The organism is Asticcacaulis sp., assembly GCF_027484505.1.
In the GTDB taxonomy this organism is placed as follows: domain Bacteria; phylum Pseudomonadota; class Alphaproteobacteria; order Caulobacterales; family Caulobacteraceae; genus Asticcacaulis.
Map to the genome: position 1 here is coordinate 1 of NZ_JAIXSV010000352.1, position 10081 is coordinate 10081.

Consider the following 10081-nt stretch of genomic DNA (forward strand, 5'->3'; position numbering starts at 1 on the left):
CTGTAGCTCAATGGTTAGAGCCGGCCGCTCATAACGGTCTGGTTGGGGGTTCAAGTCCCTCCGGGCCCACCAATCTTTTCAAGGGGTTAGCGTCGCCACGTTGGCGACGCTAACATCTCGTAAGTGAGCTGTAAGTGCAAAGGGCGTCGGCGGACGCTGGCGAACCGGGGCGAATCTCCAGCGACGAAGGTTTTACTTTCGCCTTGGGCCACGGGCAGCCGGTTCGGAGGCTCTGCGCTATCCCTTTTGATCCAACCGAGAGACGCCACGCCCGTGGTTTTGGAGTGGGCGTGGATGCTTGTTAAATCGGTGTTTTGGAATAATTCTGAATACATGCCATAGGATAATATCAGCAATTCCAACATAGACAGCCTCAAATGAATACATACGGATGCGGGTTTGTTTTTGACGACTTTCCTGCGATGTGGACTAATTCATCCCACTGTCTACGAATTTTCGCCCCAGGCTAGTTACAACGAATTGTGCGCTGCCATCTGGATTTCTATGATCCGATTGTGTTAGCTCATAGGTTGACTGTGGGCGTTGCGGCTAGGGCATATAATTTTATGAGTCAGAGCTTCTTTGACCGGCCTATTCTGAACTCTCCCTACGCCTATCCAGGTCGGCATTGGGAATTGGATGCCGATGGTCAGCCGACCAACCGGATTGTCGATCTGCGGCGTCATTCTGACCTGATCACCCCGGTGCCCAAGCCGAAGAAGCGGAAGAAAAGCGCGCAACAGGATGAGTTGAACCTGGGCGCGGGCGATGGCCTGTCCACCGCAGAGCAAGAATACAACCCTACCCCTATCATCAACGAGATCAGAACCTACGTTGATCAGTGGCGGAACCTGCCCAATCCAGACCAGTGGCAGGTGACACCTGAAACCGCCCGCCTGCTTCAGCACTGGCGTCATCACAGTTTCCAGGGGGTGCGGCCCTTCTTCTGCCAGGTGGAGGCGGTGGAAACCGTCATCTGGTTGACGGAGGTGGCACCGAAGCTGGGGCAGCGGACCGCGAAATTCTGGCGGCACATCAAGGGGGCGAATGCCCAGGCCAATCCGGCCCTGATTCGTCTGGCCCTGAAGCTGGCGACGGGTGCCGGTAAAACCACCGTCATGTCGATGCTGATCGCGTGGCAGACGGTTAATGCCGTCCGCCATCCCAACAGCAAGATGTTCTCTCGCGGGTTCCTGATCGTGGCCCCCGGCATCACCATCCGGGACCGTTTGCGGGTGCTGCTGCCCAATGACCCGGAAAGCTATTACCGCAACCGGGAAATCGTGCCGTCCGACATGCTGGCCGATATTGATCGGGCCAAGATCGTCATCACCAACTATCACGCCTTCAAACCCAGGGAGAAGCTGGAGGTCAAGCCCGGCACCCGCGCCCTGCTGGAGGGGCCGCGCGGGGAGAAGCTGCTGACCCTGGAAACGGATGGCGAAATGTTGCGTCGGGTCATGGGCGCCCTGATGGGCATGAAGAATGTCGTCGTCCTGAATGACGAGGCGCATCACTGCTACCGCGAGAAGGTCAGCGATGATGACGACGCTCTGGATGACCTGAAGGGCGACGAAAAGGACGAGGCCAAGCGCAATAACGAGGCGGCCCGCCTGTGGATTTCCGGGCTGGAGGCCATTCAGCGCAGCAAGATCGGCATCGGTGCCGTCTATGACCTGTCGGCCACCCCCTTCTTCCTGCGCGGGTCGGGCTATGCGGAAGGCACCCTGTTCCCCTGGACGGTCAGCGATTTTTCCCTAATGGATGCCATCGAATGTGGAATCGTGAAGCTGCCGCGCGTGCCCGTGGCGGACAATATTCCCGGTGCGGAGGTGCCGAAGTTCCGGAACCTGTGGGAGCATATCGGCAAGAAGATGCCCAAGAAAGGGCGTGGGGCCGGAAAGCTGCTGGACCCGCTGACCCTGCCGTCAGACCTGCAAACCGCCTTGGAAGCGCTCTACGCCCACTATGCCCAGACGTTTGAGCTGTGGCGGCGGGAGGGGATCGGCGTGCCGCCGGTCTTTATCGTGGTCTGTAATAACACCGCCTCATCCAAGCTGGTCTATGATTTCATCTCCGGCTTCCATCGCCAGAACCCGGACGGCACGCAGACGCTGGAAAGCGGGCGGTTCCCGCTGTTCCGCAATTATGATGAGTTCGGCCAGCGTCTGGCCCACCCCAACACCCTGCTGATCGACAGCGAGCAGTTGGAGGCGGGCGACGCCCTGCATGATGATTTCCGCGCCATGGCGGCGGTGGAGATTGAGCAGTTCCGCAAGGAACGCATCGCCCGTACCGGCGACATCCAGGCGGCGGGTGATATCTCCGACACCGACCTTCTGCGCGAGGTGATGAACACCGTCGGCAAGAAGGGCAAGCTGGGGGAACAGATACGCTGCGTCGTCTCCGTCTCCATGCTGACCGAAGGGTGGGACGCCAACACCGTCACTCATGTGCTGGGCGTGCGTGCCTTTGGCACACAATTGTTGTGTGAACAGGTGGTCGGCCGCGCTCTGCGTCGGCAATCCTATGATCTGAATGAGGATGGCCTGTTCAATGTCGAATATGCCGACGTGCTGGGCATTCCGTTCGACTTTACCGCCAAGCCCGTGGTCGCCCCGCCGGCCAAGCCGCGCGAGACGGTGCATGTCCGCGCCATAAGGCCCGACCGTGACCATGCGGAGATCATTTTCCCCCGTGTTGAGGGCTATCGCGTCGAACTGCCGGATGAACGGCTGCGTGCCACCTTCGGCCCCGACCATGTGCTGGACCTGAACCCCGATCTGGTCGGCCCCTCGGTCACCAAGAACCAGGGCATCATCGGCGAAGGGGTGGACCTGACCATCAAGCATCTGGAGAAGATGCGCGAGGCCACGATTCTGTTCCACCTGACCAAGCATCTGATCTATCAGAAGTTCCGCGATCCGGGGGATGAGCCGAAACTGCACCTGTTCGGGCAGTTGAAGCGCATCGTGCGCGAATGGCTGGAGGGCGGCTATCTGCGCTGTACCGGCGGCACCTATCCGGCCCAGGTGATCTATCAGGAAATCGCCGACATGGCGGCGGAGAAGATCAAGGGTGCCATCACCCAGAGCTTCCTGGGCGAACGCCCGGTCAAGGCCATTCTGGACAGCTACAACCCCACCGGTTCTACCCGCTTTGTCAATTTCAACACCTCCAAGACTGACCGCTGGCAGACCGACCCGGCCAAATGCCACGTCAATTGGGTGATCTGCGACAGCGATTGGGAGGCGGAATTCTGCCGGGTGGCAGAGGCGCATCCCCGCGTCCTGGCCTATGTGAAGAATCAGAATCTGGGGCTGGAAGTGCCCTGGCTGGACGGGTCCACGTCCCGCAAATACCTGCCCGATTTCATCGTCCGTGTGGATGATGGCGGGGCGGAGCCGCTGAACCTGATCGTGGAGATCAAGGGGCAGCGGGGGGAAGATGCCAAGGCCAAGGCCAACACCATGCGCACCTACTGGGTGCCGGGCGTCAACAACCTGGGCAAGTTCGGCCGCTGGGCCTTTGCCGAGTTTACTGACGTGTTCGAGATTGAGAAGAATTTTGGTGCGCTGGTGGACGGGTTCATGATCGGCAAGGCAGCCTGAATCATGGAGCTATACAGCGACTATATCGTCTTCATGGATGAAAGCGGCGACCATTCCCTGGTGAAGGTAGATGCCGATTTCCCGATCTTCGTTCTGACCTTCGTGATCGTGGAGAAAGAAGACTACGCGCACGGTCTGGTGCCAGCCGTGAAGGAATTGAAGTTCCGATTCTGGGGGCATGATGCGGCGATTCTGCATTCCCACGAAATCCGCAAGCCGCGCGGTGATTTCGCTTTCCTTCAGATCAAGGAGCGCAGGGACGCTTTCCTGGCTGATCTGAACGAGATGATGTGCGAGGCACCCTATACGCTGGTCGCCGTCGCCATCCGCAAGGACAGACTGACCAAGCAATACCGCAAGCCCTACAGCCCCTATCATCTGGCCCTGGAACTGGGGTTGGAGCGGGTACGGGATTATCTCTTGCGCCAAGGCCAGAAGGGGCGCTTGACCTGGTTGCTGGCCGAAGCGCGGGGCGACAAGGAGGACCAGGACCTGGAACTGGAATTCCGCCGCGTCATGGATGGTGAGGGCGCCATGGGCAGTGATGTCAGCGCCACGCCCTTCGAGATGCGAATTCTGTCCAAAAAGGCAAATGCCGAAGGGATGCAACTGGCCGATCTTGTGGCACACCCCGTTGCGCGCCATGTGCTGAAACCCGACCAGCCAAACCAAGCCTTCGATATCATCGAGGCAAAGCTGATGGTCAATGGGCGCGGCCGATATGAGGGTGTTGGATTGAAGGTGTTTCCATGATGCCTGTCTGTGGCACCCTCCAGAAAGCGAAAGGCCCCGGCAATTGCCAGGGCCAGACGCCGACCGGAAATTTCCAATCCATTTGCATCTCATATGGGCGAACGCCGCCGCAAAGTCAATCCACCATGAGTGGAATTTATTTAAAAGAAAATCAACCTCTGTTAACTTTGTCTGATCCCGCCTGTTTTCCTGACCGTCGAGTGTGGGCCTCCATGCTGCCCAAATCCAAGCAAAACCTGACCGTTGAGACCCTGCGTCATGCGGAGGCGATGCGTAAGAACCTGCCGGCGGCAGAGCTGAAGACGGTGATGGAGCCGGCGCAGCGGTGGGCGGAGGAGGCAAGCGATGAAGACTGAGATCATTCAGCACCTGACCGACAGTTTCGAGGACCACGCCCAGGAGGCGGATGGCGTCGAATACTGGCTGGCCCGCGATGTTCAGCATCTGTTGGGCTACACCAAGTGGGACAATTTTCTGCGGGTAATCTCCAAGGCGAAAACCGCCTGTGAGGTCTCTGGCCATGATGTCCGGGACCATTTTGCCGACGTCGGGAAAATGGTCACCCTGGGTTCCGGCAGCCAGCGGGAGATTGATGATCTCATGCTCACCCGCTTTGCCTGTTACCTGATTGCCCAGAATGGTGATCCGGGAAAGCAGGAGATTGCCTTTGCCCAGACCTATTTCGCCATTCAGACCCGCCGCGCCGAACTGATCGAACAGCGCTTGCTGGAGGCGGAACGGTTGGTGGCGCGGCGCAAGCTGACGGAGACGGAAAAGGAACTGTCATCCGTCATCTATGAACAGACCGGCGGCAATCAGGATTTTGGCGTAATCCGCAGCAAGGGTGACAAGGCTTTGTTTGGCCGGTCCACCCAGGACATGAAGGCCCGGTGGAAGGTGCCGGACAACCGCCCCCTGGCGGATTTCGCGCCGACCATCATCCTGAAGGCCAAGGATTTCGCTACCGAAATCACCATCTTCAACGCCCGCGAACATGCCATGCGCACGGAACGCCAGATTTCCGCTGAACATGAGCATAATAACGCGGCCGTGCGGGCAACGCTGCTGGACCGGGGTATCCGGCCAGAGGCGCTGAAGCCCGCAGAAGATATCAAGAAGGTCGAACGCCGGCTGGCGGCGGACGAACGGAAATCTCTGGAGAACCCGGATCGGTTGCCGGAGTAAAATCGAGAAACTATTAGAAAGGAAAGAAAAATGGAACTTTGTAGTCTGTTTGAAGTGGATGAACTCGGCAATGCTTATAACTTATATGGTGAGCTTATCGAACGCACCACATTGCGGCCTGGGTTCTATGTTAAGGTTCCAGGGTGGCAATTTCCAATAGGTCCTTGCTTATACTGGGAAGCTGTAGGTATATGCAGATACATGAATTATTTAATTCTAAAAATAGAAAATGAAAAAGAAGAAAAAAGGAAGGAAGTATACAAATCAAGATTAAATAAAATTTATAATGCTCGACACAAAGTTGACCAAATAAATGAAATAAACAATCAGTGTGTGGGGTATATGGATTATATCAAGGTGAGAGTAAATGAGTTCATATCTCAGATTGAATCCAACATTAAGGTCGCCGATGAGGATGATCTTGATTCAGACTTTACCATCAAAGGCTTGAAAATTAATTAGCTATGACCTCTCTTAGATTCCCTCCCCCGCTAACTGCCGAAAACAACCATGCCGCCCAAATCCAAGAAAGACCTGACCGTTGAGACCCTGCGTCATGCGGAGGCGACGCGGAAGAACTTGCCGACGGCGGAGCTGGAGACGGTGATGGAGCCGGAGCAGCGGCGGGCGGTCAGGGTGGAGTATGAGCGGCGGAACCGGGATCTGGATCCGCAACTGGTCTGGCGGGGCAAGGATGAACAGGATTGGTCGGATCTGGTGGTCCAGGCACCCCCCCTGTTCATCCAGGAGAAGGTCCACCCCAAGGTGCTGATCGACGATCTGCTGCGCCAGACGCGGCAGAAGCGGGCGGAGGAGGGGCCGGAGTTTCCCGACCTGTTCGCCGATTTCAACGGCCTGCCGGAGAAGGAGGCGGCGACCGAATTCTATGCCCATGATGCCCATTGGCAGAACCGCATGATCCTGGGCGACAGCCTGTCCGTCATGGCCAGTCTGTCCATACGCGAAGGGCTGCGCGGCAAGGTGCAGGCGATCTATTTCGATCCGCCCTATGGCATCAAGTTCAACAGCAATTTCCAATGGTCCACCACCAGCCGCGATGTGAAGGATGGCGACCGGGGCCATATCACGCGCGAACCGGAACAGGTGAAGGCCTTCCGCGATACCTGGCGCGACGGCATCCATTCCTACCTCACCTATCTGCGCGACCGCCTGACTGTGGCCCGCGACCTGCTGACCGACAGCGGCAGCATCTTCGTCCAGATCGGGGATGAGAATGTCCATCGCGTGCGGGCGGTGATGGATGAGGTGTTTGGGGAGGATAACTGCGTTTCGCAGATACTCTTTAAGAAAACAACGTCACAGACCTCGGAGCATATCTCGTCGGTAGGTGACCATATTCTGTTTTATGCAAAGAATATTTCTGCGCTGAAGTATCGCCAGATTTACAGGCAAAAGCAGCTCGGGGGTGTGGGCACGGGCGAATATCAGTATATCGAGAACGAATCTGGTCTCTCCCGGCGCCTTTCAGCAGATGAAGTTTCTGACTATGAGTTGGCGAAGCAATGGGGGCGTGTTTATGCATCAGACAATTTGACCTCTCAGAGGCCACCTGGAGATTTTCCTATACGCTATAATGGTAAGGTTTTCCGGCCTGGTGCTGGATTTTGGAAGACGGGTGAAACACAGTTTCCGAGGCTGTTAAAAGCCCGTAGGGTGCTGCCAACAGGCAGTACACTGAAATATAAGAGATTTCTTGAAGATTTCAGTGTGATGCCAATTGCAAACATATGGGAAGATACTAGTAGCGGTGCGAGTCGCACTGACCCGAAGGTTTACGTTGTTCAAACCGTTTCCAGGGTAATCGAACGCTGCCTCCTGATGGCCACCGATCCCGGTGACCTCGTCCTGGACCCGACCTGTGGTTCCGGCACCACCGCTTATGCCGCAGAGCAATGGGGGCGGCGCTGGATCACCATTGATACCAGCCGCGTCTCCCTGGCGCTGGCGCGGGCCCGCATCATGGGGGCGCGTTACCCCTATTACCTGCTGGCCGACAGTGCCGAGGGGCAGCGCAAGGAGGCGGAGGTGACGCGCAGCGCCCCGCGCCTGGGCCGGACCGGCGGCGATATCCGCCTGGGTTTCGTTTATGAGCGTGTACCGCACATCACCCTGAAATCCATCGCCAACAATACCGAGATCGACGTGATCTGGGACCGGTTCCAGGCGGAGATGGAGCCGTTGCGGGCGGACTTGAACCGCGCGCTGGGCAAGGATTGGCCGGAATGGGACATTCCGCGTGAGGCCGATGCCAAATGGCCGGACGCGGCCAGACGGCTGCACGCGCAATGGTGGGAACGGCGCATTGCCCGCCAGCGGGAAATCGACGCCTCCATCAACGCCAAGGCCGATTTCGAATATCTGTTCGACCGCCCCTATGAAGATAAGGGCCGGGTGCGCGTGGCGGGCCCCTTCACGGTGGAAAGCCTGTCGCCGCACCGCGTGCTGGCGGTGGATCAGGATGATGAACTGGTCGATCTGCTGGAGGCCGCCGAAGGCCGGCGCAAGGCGGCTCGGCGGGACGAGGCGGATTTCGCCGCCACCATCCTGGAAAACCTGAAATCCGCCGGGGTGCAGCAGGCACACAAGGATGGCCGTATCAGCTTCACCAGCCTGACCGGCTGGCCCGGCCGCTTCATCGCGGCAGAAGGGCGGTATGTGGAGGATGCGCAAGAGGCGGGGAGTGCCGAGGGCACGACAGGGAAACCGGCACGGGAGCGGCGGGCGGGCATCTTCATCGGCCCGGAATTCGGCACCGTGGCCCGCGCCGATCTGGTGGCCGCCGCGCGCGAAGCGGCCGATGCCGGCTTTGACGTGGTGATTGCGTGTGCCTTCAATTTCGATGCCCATTCGGCGGAATTCGACCGGCTGGGCCGCGTGCCCGTGCTGAAGGCCCGGATGAACCCCGACCTGCATATGGGCAAGGAACTGAAGGCCACGGGGGCCGGCAACCTGTTCACCCTGTTCGGCGAACCCGATGTGGATATCCAGACCCAGGATGATGGCCGGGTGGTGGTGCAAATCCGCGGCGTGGATTTCTTCAAGGCGGGCAATATCCACACCGACGATACCAGCAGCATCGCCGTCTGGTTCATCGACACGGATTACAACGAAGAAAGCTTCTTCGTCCGTCACGCCTATTTCCTGGGTCAGAATGACCCGTACAAGGCGTTGAAGACGACCCTGAAGGCCGAAATCGACGCCGATGCCTGGGCCACCCTGAACAGCGACACCAGCCGCCCGTTCGACAAGCCCAAAAGCGGCCGCATCGCCGTGAAGGTGATCAACCACCTGGGCGATGAGGTGATGAAGGTGTTCAGCGTGGGGTGACAGAATGGATGACCATCAGCGTTTCATGCAGGCCTTTCGGAAGGCCAACGCCAACCCGGAATTCATCGCCCGCAATTTCGCCGACGTGCTGCGCGATCTGATGCGGGCGGTGGCGGTGCAGGATGCCACGCTGGGCGGCCACAGCTACAAGGCTGCCCAAGCCTGGGAAGAGGTGGAGCAGTTGCTGGCGCTGGCCGACCCGAAGATCGACATGCACACCATCTTCCGTCTGGCCGTTGCGGATATCCGGGCGGGTCTGGCGGTGGCCGAAAATGACGAACGCGGGCAGTTGCGTCTGGATGTGGCGCGGGCCGCGACGCAGTTCCTGATTGAGAAATCATGCGATGATAATGCGGCCACGGCGCGGGCCTCTGGACGGTGGGAAAGAATGCTGCATTGGCTGTCAGTGATGGGCTATCGCCGGGGCAGGGCCTCAAGCTCATAGCACCTCAATCTTCCTGAACAGCACGCCCCGCAACTCCCGCAGCTCCTCAAACGCTGCATCGACCCTCTCCGCCGACACGACTTCTCCCCGGCGTTCCGCCAGCCACAGCTTCAGCAGGCCGCCGACGCGGCCGAGGTCGGCGTGCAGGCGGATCAGTTCCATGATGGCGTCGTAGTCCAACGTGCTGCGGATCGGGTGGTTCAGGCCGGCGGTGCGCAGGTAGGCGGATAGGGAAAGACCGGCCATCTTCGCCATGGCTTCGATCCGTTCCCGCTCATGGTCGTTGACCACGACACGCAGGGTTCGTTGCCGGTCCCTTGGAGCCTGGGCTGGATCGTCGAGCCGGTCTGTCATTGCTATTTCCATCCTTCTCCCGCTCTTGGCCCGGCGGATGCCGGATCGCGTCGAGCCGTCGGCGAGTAAGCTGTAATGTTGGGCTGTTGGCCAACATTACCTATCCTGCCCGGCTGCGCATATAGTTCAGGTTTTCGTCGTAATACCGAATTATTCGCGTCTATTCGATATTAGTCTGAAGTATGTATTGTTGTTCGTCTCTGTTCGTGTTCGTCCTGAGCATTTTTTAGACTATTCGCGCTGATGTGATTTTACGTTACCGACTGTTCTTGCCGAGTCGTATCGGCAAGCCAGAGGTGATTACATGACAGCAAGACGACAATTGACGGCGGGCAGGGTGGCGTTCCTGGCCCGCCGCGATGCCATCATGGCGGAGTTGGAGAAA

At 58.5% G+C, this 10081-nt stretch carries 8 protein-coding genes; 7 read left to right on the forward strand and 1 reads right to left on the reverse strand.

The genetic code is table 11. From position 1 onward, the window contains the following. The first annotated feature begins 566 nt into the window (after positions 1-566). The 7 genes from Q0072_RS20715 to Q0072_RS20745 are packed head-to-tail and all read left to right on the forward strand — an operon-like array spanning position 567 to position 9342. Complete coding sequence (locus tag Q0072_RS20715; protein ID WP_298333718.1) at positions 567-3611, forward strand: BPTD_3080 family restriction endonuclease; 3045 nt, start codon at positions 567-569, stop codon at positions 3609-3611. A 33-nt stretch (positions 3612-3644) separates the two neighbouring features. After that, positions 3645-4364 carry a DUF3800 domain-containing protein gene (locus tag Q0072_RS20720; RefSeq protein ID WP_298333720.1) on the forward strand — a complete coding sequence of 240 codons (720 nt, stop codon included), beginning with the start codon at positions 3645-3647 and terminating at the stop codon, positions 4362-4364. Further along, positions 4361-4720 (forward strand): hypothetical protein, encoded by a 360-nt coding sequence (locus Q0072_RS20725; RefSeq protein ID WP_298333722.1) that lies wholly within the window; start codon positions 4361-4363, stop codon positions 4718-4720. Before Q0072_RS20720 ends, Q0072_RS20725 begins: the two co-directional genes overlap by 4 nt. Continuing rightward, positions 4710-5549 (forward strand): DNA damage-inducible protein D, encoded by an 840-nt coding sequence (gene dinD / locus Q0072_RS20730; RefSeq protein ID WP_298333724.1) that lies wholly within the window; start codon positions 4710-4712, stop codon positions 5547-5549. The genes Q0072_RS20725 and dinD overlap by 11 nt, the downstream gene beginning before the upstream one ends. Before the next feature lie 30 nt (positions 5550-5579). Then, a complete protein-coding gene (locus Q0072_RS20735; protein ID WP_298333726.1) occupies positions 5580-6011 on the forward strand; it encodes a hypothetical protein in 432 nt (143 codons plus the stop codon). Positions 6012-6059: 48 nt separating this feature from the next. After that, entirely contained in the window at positions 6060-8897 is a 2838-nt protein-coding gene (locus Q0072_RS20740; protein WP_298333728.1) for a DNA methyltransferase, read from the forward strand. A 4-nt stretch (positions 8898-8901) separates the two neighbouring features. After that, a complete protein-coding gene (locus Q0072_RS20745; protein ID WP_298333730.1) occupies positions 8902-9342 on the forward strand; it encodes a hypothetical protein in 441 nt (146 codons plus the stop codon). Here Q0072_RS20745 and Q0072_RS20750 read toward each other — a convergent pair. Continuing rightward, on the reverse strand, positions 9337-9696 hold the full coding sequence (locus Q0072_RS20750; RefSeq protein ID WP_298333732.1) for a conjugal transfer protein TraJ: 360 nt from the start codon (positions 9694-9696) through the stop codon (positions 9337-9339). The two genes, Q0072_RS20745 and Q0072_RS20750, sit on opposite strands and share 6 nt — an antisense overlap. Between the last annotated feature and the right edge of the window lie 385 nt (positions 9697-10081).

What these genes read in the sequence shown, in the direction of transcription:
- Q0072_RS20715 (WP_298333718.1), top strand. Translation starts at nt 567, where the DNA reads ATGAGTCAGAGCTTCTTTGACCGGCCTATTCTGAACTCTCCCTACGCC.
- Q0072_RS20720 (WP_298333720.1), top strand. Translation starts at nt 3,645, where the DNA reads ATGGATGAAAGCGGCGACCATTCCCTGGTGAAGGTAGATGCCGATTTC.
- Q0072_RS20725 (WP_298333722.1), top strand. Translation starts at nt 4,361, where the DNA reads ATGATGCCTGTCTGTGGCACCCTCCAGAAAGCGAAAGGCCCCGGCAAT.
- dinD (WP_298333724.1), top strand. Translation starts at nt 4,710, where the DNA reads ATGAAGACTGAGATCATTCAGCACCTGACCGACAGTTTCGAGGACCAC.
- Q0072_RS20735 (WP_298333726.1), top strand. Translation starts at nt 5,580, where the DNA reads ATGGAACTTTGTAGTCTGTTTGAAGTGGATGAACTCGGCAATGCTTAT.
- Q0072_RS20740 (WP_298333728.1), top strand. Translation starts at nt 6,060, where the DNA reads ATGCCGCCCAAATCCAAGAAAGACCTGACCGTTGAGACCCTGCGTCAT.
- Q0072_RS20745 (WP_298333730.1), top strand. Translation starts at nt 8,902, where the DNA reads ATGGATGACCATCAGCGTTTCATGCAGGCCTTTCGGAAGGCCAACGCC.
- Q0072_RS20750 (WP_298333732.1), bottom strand. Translation starts at nt 9,696, where the DNA reads ATGACAGACCGGCTCGACGATCCAGCCCAGGCTCCAAGGGACCGGCAA.